The organism is Hydrogenophaga pseudoflava (genome assembly GCF_004353865.1).
GTDB classification, from domain to species: Bacteria; Pseudomonadota; Gammaproteobacteria; order Burkholderiales; family Burkholderiaceae_C; genus Hydrogenophaga; species Hydrogenophaga pseudoflava.
In genome coordinates, this window is the sequence record NZ_CP037867.1 from 346,425 (window position 1) to 362,678 (window position 16,254).

Annotated in this window: 16 protein-coding genes and 1 pseudogene; 2 read left to right on the forward strand and 15 right to left on the reverse strand. The window is 67.2% G+C overall.

Features of this window, described 5'->3' with window-relative positions; genetic code table 11:
* Positions 1-68 precede the first annotated feature (68 nt).
* Complete coding sequence (locus HPF_RS01735; protein WP_133155585.1) at positions 69-1,181, reverse strand: aromatic ring-hydroxylating oxygenase subunit alpha; 1,113 nt, start codon at positions 1,179-1,181, stop codon at positions 69-71.
* A 67-nt stretch (positions 1,182-1,248) separates the two neighbouring features.
* Positions 1,249-2,253 carry a PDR/VanB family oxidoreductase gene (locus tag HPF_RS01740; protein ID WP_133155586.1) on the reverse strand — a complete coding sequence of 335 codons (1,005 nt, stop codon included), beginning with the start codon at positions 2,251-2,253 and terminating at the stop codon, positions 1,249-1,251.
* Between the two features lie 288 nt (positions 2,254-2,541).
* Between HPF_RS01740 and HPF_RS01745 the strand changes: the two genes are divergently transcribed.
* Positions 2,542-4,338: a sigma-54-dependent Fis family transcriptional regulator gene (locus HPF_RS01745; RefSeq protein WP_133155587.1), complete on the forward strand. Its 1,797-nt coding sequence runs from the start codon at positions 2,542-2,544 to the stop codon at positions 4,336-4,338.
* Between the two features lie 22 nt (positions 4,339-4,360).
* Here the strand turns inward: HPF_RS01745 and HPF_RS01750 are convergent.
* The 4 genes and pseudogenes from HPF_RS01750 to HPF_RS01765 form a co-directional block, all read right to left on the reverse strand.
* Positions 4,361-4,544, reverse strand: a pseudogene (locus HPF_RS01750) (VOC family protein); the annotation flags it as partial.
* 353 nt (positions 4,545-4,897) lie between these two features.
* Positions 4,898-5,938 carry a TRAP transporter substrate-binding protein gene (locus tag HPF_RS01755; RefSeq protein ID WP_133155588.1) on the reverse strand — a complete coding sequence of 347 codons (1,041 nt, stop codon included), beginning with the start codon at positions 5,936-5,938 and terminating at the stop codon, positions 4,898-4,900.
* Between the two features lie 17 nt (positions 5,939-5,955).
* A complete protein-coding gene (locus HPF_RS01760; protein ID WP_243721662.1) occupies positions 5,956-6,645 on the reverse strand; it encodes a class II aldolase/adducin family protein in 690 nt (229 codons plus the stop codon).
* Positions 6,642-7,502, reverse strand: a complete 861-nt coding sequence (locus HPF_RS01765) for a VOC family protein (RefSeq protein ID WP_133155589.1) — start codon at positions 7,500-7,502, stop codon at positions 6,642-6,644. The genes HPF_RS01760 and HPF_RS01765 overlap by 4 nt, the downstream gene beginning before the upstream one ends.
* A gap of 99 nt (positions 7,503-7,601) precedes the next feature.
* Between HPF_RS01765 and HPF_RS01770 the strand changes: the two genes are divergently transcribed.
* Positions 7,602-8,528 (forward strand): LysR family transcriptional regulator, encoded by a 927-nt coding sequence (locus HPF_RS01770; RefSeq protein ID WP_165961639.1) that lies wholly within the window; start codon positions 7,602-7,604, stop codon positions 8,526-8,528.
* A 42-nt stretch (positions 8,529-8,570) separates the two neighbouring features.
* Here HPF_RS01770 and HPF_RS01775 read toward each other — a convergent pair whose 3' ends face one another.
* The 9 genes from HPF_RS01775 to HPF_RS01815 all read right to left on the reverse strand — a co-directional run bounded on the left by HPF_RS01775 (position 8,571) and on the right by HPF_RS01815 (position 16,210).
* Complete coding sequence (locus tag HPF_RS01775) at positions 8,571-10,088, reverse strand: methyl-accepting chemotaxis protein (protein ID WP_133155591.1); 1,518 nt, start codon at positions 10,086-10,088, stop codon at positions 8,571-8,573.
* 141 nt (positions 10,089-10,229) lie between these two features.
* Positions 10,230-10,979, reverse strand: coding sequence for a methyl-accepting chemotaxis protein (locus tag HPF_RS01780; protein WP_133155592.1), 750 nt, complete (start codon positions 10,977-10,979; stop codon positions 10,230-10,232).
* A gap of 41 nt (positions 10,980-11,020) precedes the next feature.
* Positions 11,021-11,677 carry an OmpW/AlkL family protein gene (locus tag HPF_RS01785; protein WP_133155593.1) on the reverse strand — a complete coding sequence of 219 codons (657 nt, stop codon included), beginning with the start codon at positions 11,675-11,677 and terminating at the stop codon, positions 11,021-11,023.
* Between the two features lie 32 nt (positions 11,678-11,709).
* Positions 11,710-12,738: a 2Fe-2S iron-sulfur cluster binding domain-containing protein gene (locus HPF_RS01790; protein ID WP_241559757.1), complete on the reverse strand. Its 1,029-nt coding sequence runs from the start codon at positions 12,736-12,738 to the stop codon at positions 11,710-11,712.
* A complete protein-coding gene (locus HPF_RS01795; RefSeq protein ID WP_127805775.1) occupies positions 12,735-13,721 on the reverse strand; it encodes an aromatic/alkene monooxygenase hydroxylase subunit beta in 987 nt (328 codons plus the stop codon). The genes HPF_RS01790 and HPF_RS01795 overlap by 4 nt, the downstream gene beginning before the upstream one ends.
* A gap of 13 nt (positions 13,722-13,734) precedes the next feature.
* Entirely contained in the window at positions 13,735-14,049 is a 315-nt protein-coding gene (locus tag HPF_RS01800) for an MmoB/DmpM family protein (RefSeq protein ID WP_127805774.1), read from the reverse strand.
* Positions 14,050-14,073: 24 nt separating this feature from the next.
* Positions 14,074-14,409, reverse strand: coding sequence for a monooxygenase system ferredoxin subunit (locus tag HPF_RS01805; RefSeq protein WP_127805773.1), 336 nt, complete (start codon positions 14,407-14,409; stop codon positions 14,074-14,076).
* An 11-nt stretch (positions 14,410-14,420) separates the two neighbouring features.
* The gene (locus HPF_RS01810; RefSeq protein WP_127805772.1) at positions 14,421-14,681 is read right to left on the reverse strand and encodes a toluene-4-monooxygenase system B family protein; all 261 of its coding nucleotides are present in this window, start codon (positions 14,679-14,681) and stop codon (positions 14,421-14,423) included.
* 23 nt (positions 14,682-14,704) lie between these two features.
* A complete protein-coding gene (locus tag HPF_RS01815; RefSeq protein WP_133155594.1) occupies positions 14,705-16,210 on the reverse strand; it encodes a ferritin family protein in 1,506 nt (501 codons plus the stop codon).
* Between the last annotated feature and the right edge of the window lie 44 nt (positions 16,211-16,254).

Consider the following 16,254-nt stretch of genomic DNA (forward strand, 5'->3'; position numbering starts at 1 on the left):
GCGCGGCCCGATCTCGGGTTCGACCCATGGCGGCGGAGGCCGGGCCTCATCGGCTCGGCCCCGGGCCGTCACCCTCTACTCTGCTGCGCAATCAGCCGCGCCAGCAGGCGCCGCACCCGCACAGGCGCCGCATCGTTGCTCATCAGCACCGGGTTGAGCGAGAAGAAATCGTTGGTGTTCATCTCCTTCTGCACGGCTTCGATGATGGGGCCGTCTTCGGTGACGAACGCGTTGTGCATGGCCTCGATCTTCATCCGGTTGTACTCGCCGTCGTCCACGATGTGGTTGCGCCGTGTGGCAAAGAAGTAGTGGCTTTCGGTGGCGCTGGCGGGGGTGCAGGTGTGCAGGTCGTACTGCCCCACGGTGTCGTTCAGGTCGAGCGCGCCTTCGCCCTGGATCGCCCCCACGCTGAGCTGGATGTTGGCCGGCGCGCTCCAGGTGATGTCGAAGAAACCGCGCGCTTCGGCCGTCGGGTCGGGCAGGAAGTTGGCGAAGATCATCATGGCCGGGGTCTGGCGCCATTCCCAGCGCGCGTTGACGGTGTTGTTGTCTTCCTTGACCGGTGGGATCAGCGGCGAGAGCTGGCCGCGCGTGGTGATGATCTCGCCGTGCACGTGGTCGATGTGGCTCAGGTCCATCACGTTGTCGATGATCAGCTCGTAGTTCGCCTTCATCGGCATGTAGGTGTGCGCCACGCCGGTGGCCGGGCCGTTGTCGAGTTCGGAAAAGTCGGGCAGCTTTGCCGCGTCGGCCGGCTCGTCGCCCATCCAGATCCAGACGAAGCCGTACTTCTCCAGCAGCGGGAAGGTGCGGACCTTGGCGGCGGCGGGAATGCGCCCGGTGCCGTGCGGGTTGTGCGTGCATTGGCCGCTGCAGTCGAAGCGCAGTGCGTGGTACTTGCACACCACGTCGTCCCCGTGGCGCTCGCCCATCGAGAGGGGCACGAAGCGGTGCGGGCAGCGGTCGTGCATGGCCACGGGCGTGCCGTCGGCCTTGCGGTACATCAGCACCGAGGTGTCGAGCAACTGGCGTGTGAGCATGGCTTCGGCGCCCAGCTCGCGCGACATCGCCGCGACGTACCAGCAGTTCAGCAGGTACGGCGTGTCCGGCTTGCCCACGGGGTTGCCGCTGGGATGGGTGTGGATGGGGATCGAGGCGGTGGTTCGGGTGGGGGCGTCCATGTTGTCTCCTGTCGTTGCTGGTAGTGAAGGCCGTTGCCGGCCGGGTGGGGGAAAGGGGGATGCGGTTTCAGTGGTGCGCCAGCACCAGCAGCGGGCTGTGCGAGCGCGAACAGCAGGGCGTGAAGTGGCCGGGGTCGGCGTGTTCAGCAGCGGTGTAGAACTGGTCGCGGTGGTCGGGCTCGCCGGCCACCAGCCGCACGCTGCAACTGCCGCAGATGCCCTGTTCGCACGACAGCGCCAGCGCAATGCCGGCGGCCTCCAGCGCCTGCGCGACGCTGGTGCCCGGCGGCACCGCCACCCGCTGGCCCGTGGGCTGCCATTCGACGGTGAACGCGCCGTCTGCCGCCTGTGCGCCCACCGCATGACCGGGCGTCGCGGCAAAGTGCTCGGCGTGCACGCGGTCGGCCGGCCAGCCCAGTGCCTGCGCGCGATCACGCACATGGCCGATGAAGCCCGCCGGGCCGCACACCCAGACCTGGGTGCCGTGCGGTGAGCGGCTGAGCAGCGTGTGCGCATCGAGCTTTTGCGTGGGCGGCCCGTCGTCGTGGTGCAGGTGCACGTGTGCGGACCACGGGGCTGCCTGCAACCGCTGGCGGAACGGCAGCCGCGCGGCCGAGCGTGTGCAGATGTGCAGCTCGAAGGGTTGCTGTTGTGCCCAGAGCTGCTCGGCCATGGCCAGCAGCGGCGTCAGGCCGATGCCGCCGGCCAGCAGCAAGGTGTGTGGGCAGGGGGCCAGTGCAAAAGCGTTGCGGGGCCGGCCGATGTGCAACTCGGTGCCGGCGTGCAGGGCTTCGTGCACGCAGGCCGAGCCGCCGCGCCCGGCGGGCTCGCGCAGCACGGCGACGAGGTAGTGGCCGCGCTCGTGCGGCGCGTTGCACAGCGAGTACTGGCGCACCAGGCCGTTGGGCAGGTGCAGGTCGATGTGGGCGCCAGCGTCGAAGGCGGGCAACGCATCGGGGGCTTCGTCGATGGGCACCAGGGTGAGCGCCACCACGTCCTCGGCCTGTACCTCGCGGTGCGACACGCGCACGCGCAGCAGGCCGTGGGCCGCGTCGGCTGTCGGGTTGGTCATGTTGTCTCCGTCGTTGTGATGACCGCTGCACCGCCCGTCGGGCGCGGCCTTGGCAGCCTTCCTTGCAAGCGATGTGCCATCGCGCAGATGGCGGAGAGACGACAGAGAGGCCGTCGGCAAGCCCTTGTCGGGCAACGGTTTTTGGCCAAGCGGGGGTAAACCATGATGGCGGTGCAGGGGGTGGCTGTTCAGGATTTGCGGAAACCTGAACAGCCTCTGGCTTCCGCATTTGCCGAACCGCACCCGGCGCCCAGACGGGCAGCCGCCTTCTTCAAACCCCACGCTCCCATGCCCCTGACCCCTGCCATCGACCCCGCCAAACTGCTGGCGGGCCACCTGCATTTCTCGCCCGACGCCGGCCACATCCAGCTGTTCGATCAGCGCATGCTGCTGATGCAGGCCGAGTCGTTTGCCGAATTGCGGCGCGAACTCATCGTCAGCCTCGGCACCGCGAAAACGCGCGCGCTCATGATGCGGCTGGGGTACCAGCAGGGCTTTGATGACGGCCAGCGGGTGCGCGAACAACTGGGTCGCGCCGACCCCGCCGACGCGCTGGCGCTGGGGCCGCGCTTGCGCGAGATGGAAGGTTTTGTGCGCAACCAGCCGGTCGATGCGATGCAGGTCGACATCGCGCAGGGCCAGTTCTGGGGCGACTACTACTGGAGCGCGAGCTGGGAGGCCCAGGCCCACCTGGCGCACTGCGGCGTGAGCGGTTCACCGGCCTGCTGGACCATGGTGGGTTATGCCGATGGCTATTGCACCGCCGTGACCGGCATGCCCATCCACTGGCGCGAAGTGGAGTGCGTGGCCATGGGGCACGCGCGCTGCCGCGTCATCGGCCGGCCCTTGGTGGAGTGGCAATCCGAAGCGCTGCAGGACGGCGAAGACGACACCGACTACCTGCAGGTCGACACCTTCGTGGACCGCGTGGGGCGCCGCCGTTCGTGGTCGGCGCCGGGGGCTCATACCGCCGCCGCGGCATCGGCAGGTCAGCCCCCGGCCGCGCCCGCGAGCACGGTGGCCGACCCTGGCGACAACCTGGGTGGCTTCGTCGGCACCTCGGCCGGGTTTCGCGCGGTGGCCCACCTGGTGCGCCGCGTGGCGCCCACCCATTCGACCGTGCTGTTCCGGGGTGAAAGCGGCGTGGGCAAGGAATGCTTCGCGCGGGCGCTGCACTCCATCAGCCCGCGCGCCGCGGGGCCGATGATCACCATCAACTGCGCGGCCATTCCCGCCAACCTGGTCGAGGCCGAACTGTTCGGGGTCGAGCGCGGGGCCTACACCGGCGCCGACCGCGCGCGGCCCGGGCGCTTCGAACGCGCCGATGGCGGCACGCTGTTTCTCGACGAAATCGCCAGCCTGAGCCTGCCCGCACAGGGCAAGGTGCTGCGCGCGATCCAGGAGCGGGAGTTCGAACGGGTGGGCGGCACCGAAGTGCGGCGGGCCGACGTGCGCATCGTCGCCGCCGCCAACGTCGACCTGCGCAAGGAGGTCAGCGAAGGGCGCTTTCGCACCGACCTGTTCTTCCGCCTGAACGTGTTTCCGATCGAGATCCCGCCGCTGCGCGAGCGGCTGGAAGACATCCCGCTGCTGGTGGCCCTGTTTCTGGACCGCAGCGTGCGCCGCTGTGGCAAGGACGTGAAGGGCCTGAGCCCGCAGGCCTATGCAGCGCTGTGGGACTACGACTGGCCGGGCAATGTGCGCGAGCTGGAAAACATGATCGAACGCGGTGTCATCCTCGCGGAAGCGGGCGGCAGTATCGACGTGCAACACCTCTTTGCCGGCGGCGAAACCTTGCGCGGCACCACCTGGGGCCTGGGGCCAGCGGGCGATCTTGTGCGCGCCGGCGGGCATGGGCGCGCCGCGCCCGGCTTCCCGGTGCCAGGCGACGATTCGGCGGGCGACCTGCCCAGCCTGGTGGACCGGCTGCTGGACCAGCAGGCCGCGTTTACCGACATCGAGGCCATGCTGATCGACCGCGCCATCGATCGCTGCGGCGGCAACGTGTCGGCGGTGGCGCGGCTGCTGCAACTGCGGCGCGGTCAGGTGGAGTACCGCATCAAGCGGCGCGAAGCCGGGGGCTGAGGCCGGTTTTCAGGGGCGCGGGTCACTCGGGCAGGTGACAGACCGCTTCGATGTTGTTGCCCTCGGGGGCGATCACGAAGGCACCGTAGTAGTGGGGGTGGTAGTCGGGCCAGGTGGCAGCCCGAGGTGGCAGCGGCTCCACCGTACGGGGAAGGCCCGTCGATGAACCAGACGTCGGCCTTCTTGCCGTGGGGCTGGGTGGCGTCCTTGGGTGATGGGGGTGTGCGGGATGGCACTGCAAAACGGTATACATAAACAGTATTTGAGTGCGATCTTGTGCACGTGTCCGCTGATCACCCATGCCCTCCGGCAGGTGCTTTCGGCCACCGTTCTCTTGTTGGGCATTCGCGGTATCGGCCCCGCTGGGATCCACCCCTGTTCGACGGCGAGCTGACCGAATCCGACCAACATGCTCAGCGGCACGCTGCTCGGATTCGGGCTGCTTATGCGACAGGCCGTGAACGCCGCCAAGGGCCCGTTTCCAAACGCCCCCGGCCCGCGACAGCGCGGTAGCGGAGCAGCCGGAGCCTGACCGCCCGCTTCCGGCCGCCGCCGATCTTCACGGGTTCTGGGCTTTCTCAATCAGCTCCTTCGCCGACTTGAGCAGCGCCGCACCGTCCAGCCCGCGCTTGCCGATCTCGGTCACCAGTTCGTCGTCCAGCCGGTCGGTGGCCTTTTTCCAGGTCTGCAGTTCGTTGGCCGAGAGCGTGTAGATCGGGTTGCCGGCCTGTTGCACCAGCTTGCGGCCGGGCGCGTCGGCTTCGTGAATCATCTTGCCGACCCAGGCGGAAAACGCCGCGCCGCTGTTGGCGTCGATCACCTTCTTCAGGTCGGCAGGCAGGCTTTCGTAGCGGGCTTTGTTCATGGCCAGCACAAACACCTGCGCATACACCGCGTTGGACTTGGGGTCGCTTTCGGTGGTGAACTTGGTCAGCTCGTGCATCTTGGTGGCCTGCACCACTTCGTAGGGCGTCAGCGCACCGTCGATCACGCCTTTGGACAGCGCTTCGGTCACGGCGGGCAGGGGCATGCCCACCGGGGTGGCGCCCAGGGCCGCCAGCATCTTGGTGGTCTGGCGCGTGGCACCGCGCATCTTCAAGCCTTTGAAGTCGGCCAGGCTCTGGATGGGTTTGCTGCGCGTGTAGAAGTTGCCCGGGCCGTTCATGTGAAAGGCCAGTGGCTTCACTTCGCGGTATTCGGCCGCGTTGTAGCGGGTCTGGAACTCCCACAGCGCGCGGCTGGTGGCCTCGGGCGTGGTCATCATGAACGGCAGTTCAAAGATTTCGGTCACCAGGAAGCGCCCGGGTGTGTAGCCGGGAATGGTCCAGATCACGTCGACCATGCCGTCCTTGACCTGGTCGTACAGCTGAGGTGCCGTTCCGCCCAGTTGCATGGACGGGAAGATCTTGCACTTGATCTGGTTGGCCGATTCCTTGGTGACCTTCTGGCACCACGGCTCCAGCACCTTGGCCTGGATCGGTGCGCCGGCGGGCAGGAAGTGGTGGATGCGCAGCGTCACTTCTTCGGCCTGGGAGGCGGTGGCGAACGCCAGGCCAGCGGCGAGCGCCGCGAGCGTGCGCAGGGAAAAACGTGGGGTCATGGAGGTCTCCTTTGTGGTTAGAAAGCAAGGGGTTCGGGGTCGTTCCTGAGCAGGAACTCCCACACACGTTCGGCGATGCGGCCGTTCCAGGTCGCGCGCTCGGCCGCCACATCGCCCGCCAGCACGGGGCCGGTGTCGGCCAGCCCCGCGGACAGGGCGGCGAGCTCCACGCGCGCGGCGTCTTCCAGAAAGTAGGCCAGCGCCACCGCACGTTCCGGCGTTGCGGCGGCCGTCACGGCGCCGTTCACGTTGAGGAACAGCGCCGGCTGCTCCGCCATCAGCGCTGCAGCCTGCTCGGCCGCGGCATCGTTGCGGATCAGCGCCGCGCCGGTCCACATCGGAACGCCGGTCGCGAAGTAGCTGCCGAAGCCATGCCGGGCCCGGGGCGTCTTGCCGAGTGCGGCCAGGGCGGTGATCTGCGGCGAGATGAAGCGGCAGATGGCGCCCACTCCGGGCCGCCGGCGGTAGAGCTGCTGGTGGATGCGGACCTCGCCCAGCACATCGGGCGGCAGCTCACCGGCGATGTCCACGACCGTGCCGGGCTCTCCCGCCCGGATCAGGGCCATCGGCCGGGGCGCACACACCAGGAAGCGCTCATCGTCCAGCCGCACGCTGCAATGCCCGAACGGGCCGGACAGGCCGTTCTGTCCCAGCGCGCGCGCCATCCGGCGAACGGTCAGCTGTGCGTCTTCGGGTGCGGGCCTCAATCCCGGAACTCCGCGATGTCCGGCTTGGAACCCCACATGCAGAACGACGTGGGGTGCAGCGGGAACTGGCGGGGGCGGTAGTTCGACAGGTCGCCGACGATGTTGCGGTCGCTGTTGGAGTATTCGAAGATGACCTCGTCGTGGCCCTCGAAGTAGACGAAGTTGCCGCCCGACGTGGGGTGGCGGCCAGGCCCGAAGACGATGCGGACGTCCTGGCTTTTCAGGAAGTACCACGCCTTCATGATGTCGTCGATTTCGGCCACCTGGAAGTTGATGTGCTGGATGCCTTTGCGCTGCGATGCAAACAGCGCCATCTGGTGGTGGCGCGGGTTGACCCGCAGCAGGGGGCAGGGGCCGATCCAGTCACTGATCATGGTGTTGAAGTGACTCATCCAGAAGTTCTGGTCACGGGCGGGATCGGTGGTGCACAGCCCCACGTGTCCGAAGCCGATCAGGCCCGCATCGCGCGAAGGGAAGAAGCGCTTGCCCGCGTCGTGGGGACGGGCGACGATTTCGATCCGGTTGCCGGTGGGGTCGTTGAACCAGATGAAGGCCTCCACATGCCGGTCGGCCGCCTCTGCGGTGGTGCCCGCACCGCAGGGCACACCCGCCGACTGCAGCCGCTCCAGCGCGGCACCCAGCTGGGTCCAGTCCTTGAGTTCAAAGGCCACCGTGTGGTCGCCGGGGTCTCCGTCGAAGTAGCAGACCGTGTGGTGGCGCGCGTCGCTCTTCAGGTAGAGGCGGTCCTTGGTGCGCTCCACGGCCTGCAGACCCACTATTTCTGTGCAGAATTTTTGTGCGCCGTCCAGGTCGCGGGTTCCCACGCGCACGTAGTGAATGTCTCTGAGCTCGATCACTGCTGTCTCCTTGTTGTGCTCCTTTCAAATCTACTGGTGGCTCGCCCCTGAGGCAAATGACGGACGATGATGGTGAGTATTTCCAGTGAAAATACTGGAATGAAACCCGAGATCGACCTGAATTTGTTGCGCGTCCTGTGTGCCGTGCACGCAACCCGGAGTGCGTCCAAGGCCGCCGACGAACTGGGCATGACCCAGTCGGGCGTGAGCAATGCCCTGCGGCGGTTGCGCACCTCGTTCTCCGACCCGTTGTTTGTCCGTTGCGCCGACGGCATGCAGGCCACGGCCCGTGCGCAGGAGCTGATCGACCTGATTGCGCCCGGCATGGCGGACATCGAGTCCGCGCTGACCAGCACGACCGGGTTCGACCCGGCGCAGTCCAGCCGCCTGTTTCGCATCATGGCCAGCGATCTGGCCCAGGTGGTTCTGATGCCGCGGCTGCTGGCCCGCTTGTCACCCCTGGCGTCGAACGTGCGTTTCGAGACCGTGGATGCGAGCCCCGAGGACGGGCGCAGGGGCATGGAGGGCGGCTCGATCGACATGGTGTTCGGGAACTGGCCGGCGTTCGGTCTCGACTTTCACCGGCAGGTGCTGTTCAAAGAGACCTTTGTGGTGCTCATGCGGGAGGACCACCCGCTGTCCCGGCGCAAGCTGACCCGCAGCGCCTACCTGAACGCGAGGCACCTCGACTACCGCCCCGGTGGTGTCAGCTACCAGTCGCTGCGTCAGGTGCTGGACAAGGTGCTGCAGACGCAGAACCAGAAACGGCACGTCACCTTCACGGCCGCCCACGCCCTGGGGCTGGCCTCGGTGCTCTGCGAGTCCGACCTGCTGCTGACCTTGCCCAGCCGCCTGGTGAGCGCCATCACGTTCGGGCGCACGCAGCTGGTGGTGCGCCCGCTGCCCATCGACAGCCCCGAGATGGCCATCACCCTGCAGTGGCACACCCGGGTGCACCGCGATCCCGCGGTCACCTGGCTGCGGCGCTCCATCGTGGACATCTTCAGCACGCCCGACGGGGGCTGACCCCGGCGCCGCCCGTGCCTGGTGGGCGCAGCAGGCTCGGTGTCACACGGGGGCCGTGGCCAGCCGCTCGTGGTCGTGGGCGCCCAGTCGGAACCGGTCCACCGCATCGACCAGTGCTTCCGACTGGCTGCGCACCGACAGCGCCACCGCGGACGACTGTTCGGCCAGGGCGGCGTTCTGCTGGGTCGCCGAATCGAGCTCGCGCATGGCGCTGTCGATCAGGGCAATGCCGCTCCTCTGCTGGCCCAGGTTGCGGGCCACTGCGGTGTTCAGCTGGGACACCGACTCGACGGTGACCACCACCTGTCGGATCGTTTCGCCGGTGGCGTCCACCTCGCGCGCGCCGGCCTCCACCTTGGACACTGTGTCGTGGATCAGAGCTTCAATCTCCTTGGCCGCCGCTGCACTGCGTTGTGCCAGGCTGCGCACCTCGCTGGCGACGACGGCAAAGCCGCGGCCCATTTCGCCAGCGCGCGCTGCTTCCACTGCAGCGTTCAACGCCAGGATGTTGGTCTGGAAAGCGATGCCGTTGATGACGTTGTTGATGTCCGCGACCTTTCTAGAAGACGCCAGGATTTCGTTCATGCGCTCCACCGCCCGTTGGGCGGCGCTGCCGCCACCCTCGGCCAGGCTGCGTGCACGGCCTGAGACGGCCTCCGCTTCATCCACCTGGCTGATGCTGGACTGGAGCGCCACACTCAGCTCGCTGAAGCCCGAGGCGGTCTGCTGGAGTGTGGTGGCCTGTCGTTCGGTTCTCGACGACAGGTCGTTGCTGCCCTGGGCGACCTCTTGGATGGCCGAGTCCATGGCGGCCGAACGGTCCCGAACCTGGGCGACGAGGGTGGCCAAGCTGCCACGCATGGTGTCCATGGCACGGGCGAGGTGGCCGACTTCGTCGTTGGTATGGGGGAGCGCGGGACCCGACAGATCCCCTCGCGCGATGCGTTCTGCGGCCTGCACCACCTGGGCGATGGGTCGAATGGTGGCAGCGCGCACCAGGACCAGGAAAGTGATCAGAATCGCCAGCGGGATGAACGTCAGCAGCAGCGCGGCGAGGCGGATGAAGCTGGTGGCATCGACCAGCAGCGGGCCGAAGCGGTCGGAGGCGGCACGCATCAGTGTCAGGTCCTGCGAGACCTTCCCTGCCAGATCGGGTGTGAGGTGCTGCTGGGGGGCGGCGGAGACCATCGCATCGATGCGGGAGGCAGCCTCGATCACGACCTGAGGTTGTTCGAGCAATTCGCCGAAGCCGATCACTTCGAAGGCGGCCTGTTCCACCGCGAACAGTTCCGAGAGCGCCTGCTCGGCCAGTTGCCGGGCCTTGCGCACGGCGACCACAAAGTCCTCCTTGGGCACAGCGGCAGCGGACTTGCCTCCTTCGAGTGTCAGTGTCAGCAGACCCGTTGCCTGCATCACGACACCCAGGTGATCGCGTTCGAGGTGATGGAACAAGGCGGCCTTGCTGAGCAGCCGGATGCTGATGGCGGTGGAAGCGACCACCAGGGCTGCGGTGAACAGCGCAACGAAGAACTTCTGTCGTAACGACACATTGCTGAACATGGAGTCTCCTGGCTGTTGAATGCAGCAATCTATGAGTCTGCACAGGCAGACCCTCCTTCATCGGTCCGCTTTCACGGAACTTGACACCACCATCGGGTGGCGCGCGAACAGACGCGCCGCGCCGTTGGGAGGCTGCGCCGTTCAAGCACCCGAACGGGCAGACCGCAGGTCGGCCAGCTTGGATCGCGTCATGTCCATGGCGCGCAGAAGCTGGCCGAACTCGTTCCCGCTGTGGGACAGGTGGCCCGCCGACAGATCCCCTTCCGCCATGCGTTTGGCAGCGCTCATCGCGTGCTCCATCGGCCGCAGGGTAGAGGTGCGCACCAGCAGCAGGAAGGCCACCAGAAAGCCCAGAGGAACGAAGGTGAGCAGCAGCGCCGTGGAGCGGATGAAGCGGGTGGCCTCGGCCACCAGGGGGCCGAAACGGTCGGAGGCAGAGCGCATCAGCGCCAGATCTTGTGCGACCACAGCGGCCAGTTCCGGCGTGAGGTGCTGGCCGGGGATGGCGGAGGCGATGTTTTCAATGCGGGTGGCCAGACCGATCACGGCTTGCGGCTGGCGCAGGATGTCGCCGAAGCCGATCAGTTCGAACGCCTTCTTCTCGATCGGGAACAGCTCGGAGACCGCCTGCGCGGCCAGCTGGCGGCCCTTGCGGACGTTGTCGAGCAGTTCCGTTTTGGGAATGCTCTTCGAAGATTTTCCGCCGTCCAATACCATCGCCAGCGCGCTGCTGGCTTGGGTCACGACGGCCAGGTGGTCGCGCTCCAGGTGGTGGAACTGGGCAGCTTTGCTGAGCAGGCGGATGCTCATGCCGGAAGTGATGATCACCAGCCCGGCGGCCATGAGCGCCCACAGAAACTTCTGTCGCAGCGAAATGTCGTTGAACATCATGATCTCCTTGGCGGCACCCCGTGAAGGGTGCCGCTTCTGCTTCAGAACCGCCTGCCCACCGACAGGAACACCACCAGCGGATTCAGCCGCACGTCGGCACGCGCAGGTGCGCCGCCGAAGGCCGGCAGCGTGCCCGTGGCCTTGGTCTTGAGGAAGATCTTTCGCGCATCCAGCGACACCGACCAGTGGGCGTCGATGGGCACTTCCACGCCCGCCTGCAGCACCGAGCCCCAGGCGTTGCGGGTGTCGAGGTCGTGGATGAAGGCGTCGCGGTTGCGCGTGACGATGGTGTAGTTGATGCCGGCGCCGACATAGGGGCGCACCGGACCTTCGTTGAGAAGCTTGTACGTGAGCGAGAGCACGGCTGGGGCGTAGGTGACCTTGCCCAGCTTGCCTGCGCTGGCCAACGTGCCCTGGCCGGTGAGCGTGGTCGTTGGCGGAATGCCGGCCAGGAAGCGGGCGGTCAGCCGGTCCGAGACGTCGTAGGCGAGTTCGATGCCCAGCGTGGTGCTGCTGCTGGCCGAAGCGTCCCCGCCGGGCACCGGGTTGCCCGCGACGCTCACGTCGGCCTGGGGGCTGAAGCCGACGTGTGCCGGACCTAGACGCACCGTCCAGGGGGATGCATCGGCGGCGCTGGCTTGGCCAGCGGCTAGGCTCAGCGCGCAAACGGCGACGGTGGTGAATGTCTTTGTGTTCATGTGGTGTCTCCTCAAAGGTGGTTCATATGTCGTCAAACAAAGCGGTCGAAGCGGATCTGCCCGAAGGGCACCTCGTGCCGCGCCATTAGCAGGTCCTGCATTGCTTCGATCATGGGCGGCGGGCCGGCCATGTAGTGGTCGTAGTGGCCTAGGTCCGGTGCGAGCTGGCGTTCGACCTCGGCGTGCACGAAGCCGGTGGCACCGGCCCAGGCGGAGGGGCTGGCGGGGCTGGACAGGACCACTGTGGCTGACAGCCGTTCGCCGGTCAGGGCCAGCAACTGGTCGGCGGCGCCGAGGTCGCCCTCATGGCGCAGACCGAGGAAGAAGTGAACCCGCCGTGCGCCTGGTTCGGCGAGCACGCCGCGCGCGATCGACAGCATGGGGCCCAAGCCCGAGCCGCCGGCCACGCAGACCACGTCGCGCGAAGAGGGTCGCAGCCAGGCGTGTCCATAGGGGCCATCGACGTCGACCTTCGCGCCTACCGGCAGCTCCGCGCACATCACGGCGCTGCCGCGACCGCCAGGGGTACGGCGCACGATGAAGTGCCACTCACCGGAGCCGTCGTCCAGGTTCGACATCGAATAGGCCCGTGCGCCCTGGGCGCCTGGCGGGTAGAGCAGGGCGTACTGCCCCGCCTGGAAGCCCGGAGAGCACGGCAGCGCCAGACGCAGCTCGACCATGTCGTCGCTGATGGCCCGCCGTTCGCTCAGCGTGGCGGTCACGCGTTGCGGCGCCACGGCGGGTTGTTCGGCCTCGCCACCCAGCCGCACCCGGATGCGCGCATCGCCTTGCACACGCGACTGGCAGGCGAGGCGTTTGCCGCGTTTGCGATCGCGCTCGGACAGGCCGGGGGCGCCCTCCCATAGCGTCTGCACCACGCCTTCCAGCAATTCGAAACGACAGGCACCGCAGCCGCCCACGCTGCACTCGTAGGGGAAGGCCAGGCCCGCGCGCAGCGCGGCCCTGAGCAAGGTGTCCTCTTGCGGCCCGGGTTGAAAGCTCGGGCCGTTGTCGATTTCGATGCGGGTGGGCTGGAGCAGGGCGGCGGTCGGCCCGTTCACAGGCCCAGCCCGCGACGGAACTCGCGGGTGGCAGCGCGGGCGCGGGTGGCCGCACCTGCGGCGTCGGGCAGGGCGGCGCAGTAGGTGTCGATGGCGGCGTCAGCCAGCGGTTCCCACTTCGCGATCCAGCCTTGCAGGGCTTCGCGGTTGCCGGGCTGTTCCAGCGCCATGCGCGTGAGTGCGCTGGCCCAGCGGCGGTGGCGCTGCGCGTCCAGCAGCTGAGCGTCGACCAGTAGGCCGAGCAGGGTGTCGCCGTTGTGGCGGCCGGCCTCACCCAGCGTGCGCAGCAGGCCTTCTTCGACGGCCGGGCGGATCACCAGGCTGAAAGCGGTGAAGCTCTCGGCCCAGTCCCAGGCCACCAGGGCTTTTTCAACCAGCTCGCGCCAGCCTTGCCAGGCCGGGTCGGTTTCCCAGAACGAGCGTTCGCCCGTGCCCAGACCGATGGCAGGGAAGGTCTTGGCCAGTTCGGCGGTGCGGTAGGCGGTGTGGGTCAGCCAGCGCAGCGAGTCGGCGGTCTGGTAGGTCGCGCAGTTGGAAATGGTCGAGGCCGGGGCCATCTGCGACAGGTAGGCCGAAGCCATCTGCAGCGTGTGGAACAGGTAGCGTGCAGGGGCGTACAGGCGGGCCAGGCTGCCGGCCCAGGTGGGCTCCAGCATCGTGTCGTGGCCGCGCGCCGAGAACTGCTCGAACAGGCCTGTCACGTAGGTCTCCTGCCCGTCCTGTTGCATGTTGTAGGTGCGGTAGACCATCTCGTCCGGGTCGCGGAAGGCATCCCAGTCGGGGTGCTTGAGCGGCGACGCGTTGCGGTGCGTCTTGAACCACTGCGCCATCGCGAAGTTTGGGTCGAGCTCGAACGGCGCGTCGGGGTTGTCGGTGGAGAAGTGCAGATTGGTGGAGACGATCTCGTATTCGCTGGGCTTTCGGCGGCGGCCGGCGAGGTGGCTCCAGGTCTTGAGCGGCTTGAGGACTTCGGGTTGCGACATGGGGTGTCTCCGGTCAGAACGTCTTGTTGAAATAAAAGCGCACGTGGTCTTCGGTGGTTTCGATGCGGCCGGCGAACGAGCCGAGTTCGACCTCGAGTTCGGACATGCGGAACGGCCGGCCCAGCGTGCGCTCCAGCGTTTCGCGGCGCAGGATCAGTTCGCCTTCGCAGTCGATGCGCACATAGGCGACCTTGTCGTCGACGCGGATGGTCTTGTCCGGGTTGTCTTCTTCGGCTGCCTCGATCACAGCGGCCGTCAGCGGGCTGGCGCGCAGCACGGGGCCGACGCGGTTGTTGCGATAGGCATCGGCGGTGGAGGTGTCGCTCATGGGGTGTCTTTCTGGTATGGGGCTTCAGGAATGGGCGAACAGCGGCGTCACGCCTTCAACCTGCACGAACACGTCGTTGCCTTCGATGCGGATTGGGTAGGTCGCCAGCTGGCAGTCGCCGGGGTTGATGCCGCGACCGGTGCGGGCGTCGAAGGTCCACTGGTGCGCCCGGCAGGTCAGCACTTTGCCGTCGAACTTGCCTTCGCACAGGGGGATGTCCTGGTGCGGGCAGACGGCCTGGAAGGCGCGCACATCGCCCCCCTCCACACCGACCAGCAGCACCTCGTGGTCGCCAATCTCGACTTCGGTCATCTCGCCTTCCCAGACGTCGTCGAGTGTGCAGACTTTGTGGAACGTCATGCGCGGCTCCTTCAGCTGTCGCAGAAGATGAATTCGAGGGCCTCCATCGGCTTGATGTCGGTCTCGCTCAGCTTGGCATGGCGGGGGAAGAAACTGTCGCTGCCTTGCCGGCGCACGCGCACCACCTTGTCGGGGCGTGGCGCTACGCGGCGTCCCACCGAATGGTGGGCGGCGGCAGCGGCCACTTCGTCCATGGTGTTCTCGGTGTCGACCGGAACGAGCTGCAGCACGAAGTCGTACTGGAAGTTGGAAATCACGGGAAAGAGGGCCATGGTGGTCTCGGGGTTCGTTGGGTTCAGGCGGCTTTCTTCTCGGCCCGCTGGTCGCGGTAGGCGGCGACCCAGGAGTACTGGTGCGCGTCGTCGCCGATCTCGCCGGGCGCGAGACCCATGTACTGCAGCGCGCCGCCCAGGTTCGGCGGCTGAATGTGGCCCGCAAGGAAGCGGTCGACCAGCGTGAGGTGGTCGCGGTAGCGCACTGGGTCCTGCTGGAACACCCAGCGGTCGATCTCGCTGTTGAAGTGGTAGGTGCGGCCCTTGTAGTCCAGTGGGTAGTCCTTGACGTTCCAGCCCTTGCCCGGGATGGCGCAGATCGGGATCTGGCTCATGTTGCAGACGATGGGGAGCGTCTCCGGGTAGGTCAGCTCGGTGCGGCCGGCCAGCAGGTTGTCGATGATCACGTCCCAGGCCTGGCCGAAGCTGTCGTTCCAACCGGGGTACTTCTCTTCGAGCCAGTCGCGGCAGTCGGGCGTGACACCGGCGGCGACGTTCCACCACAGGGTCGGGCGCCAGAACCAGATGCCCATCTGGTAGGCGTGGTGCTGGTAGTCGAACTCATTGATCATCTGGTCCCAGTACCAGGGCAGGTCCAGGCCCATGTCGAGCAGCGAGCGCTCGAACTGACCCACGATCCACTCGCGCATGAACTCCTTGAACGACTGCTTGCGGTGGTGCAGCGGCGTGGCGTAGTCCATCGCGGTGCCGGTCAGCAGGCTGAACAGGCGCCAGGCGCGTGCGATCGCAACGTCCACCAGCTTCTGAGCCTCTTCCTTGCGGCCGTTGGCGATCAGGATCTGCAGCGCCGGGCCACCGATCTGCGCGTGGCGCGACTCGTCGGTCTGGATGCTGGAGATCAGGCTGGAGAACGTGAAGTCACCGGCCTCGGCCGCGTCGGCGGCCAGACCCAGGAACTGCATGTTGGTGAAGCCGGTCTCGAACGCGAAGGTCAGCATCACCGCGATGTCGGTGGCGCTGCGCGAGAGGAACAGGTCGTCGAAGGCGTGGCGCGCAGCGATGGCACCCCACTCGTTGGTGTGGTAGGCCTTGTGGGCCCAGTCGAACTGCCGGTCCTTGCTGCAGTAGCTGTGCGGGAAGTACAGCTGGATCTGCGCGTGGCGGTTCTCGTCCATCATGCCGAAGGTGGCCATGTTGCGCATGCCCGGCGCGCGGCCGAAGCGGCACATGCGGGCCTCGGCGCTCATGGCGGCGTACTCGCCCAGCGCAATCGCACCGTAGTGCGACTTGAGAATCGAGAGCCAGCCCGGGTCGGCTTCCTCGTACATGCGGCTGCGCTCCAGTGCGGCCTTGACCGAGTAGGCGCCAGCGTCTTTCTCTCGCTGGATCTTCACGTACTCGGCGTAGGAGGTCTTGTACGGTTCGTCGTACGACTCCCACTGTTCCATCGGCACGCCCATCGCGCCGGTCATGAGGTCGGGGAAGAGTTCGGATTCGCTGACGTAGGTCGGCGTCCAGTTGGTGGTGCGCGCAATGTCGTACCAGTCGCTGCGTTCCAGCAAAGCCATGGTGCTTGTCTCCTGTGATCGTTGATGCGGGTCGCGTCAACAAC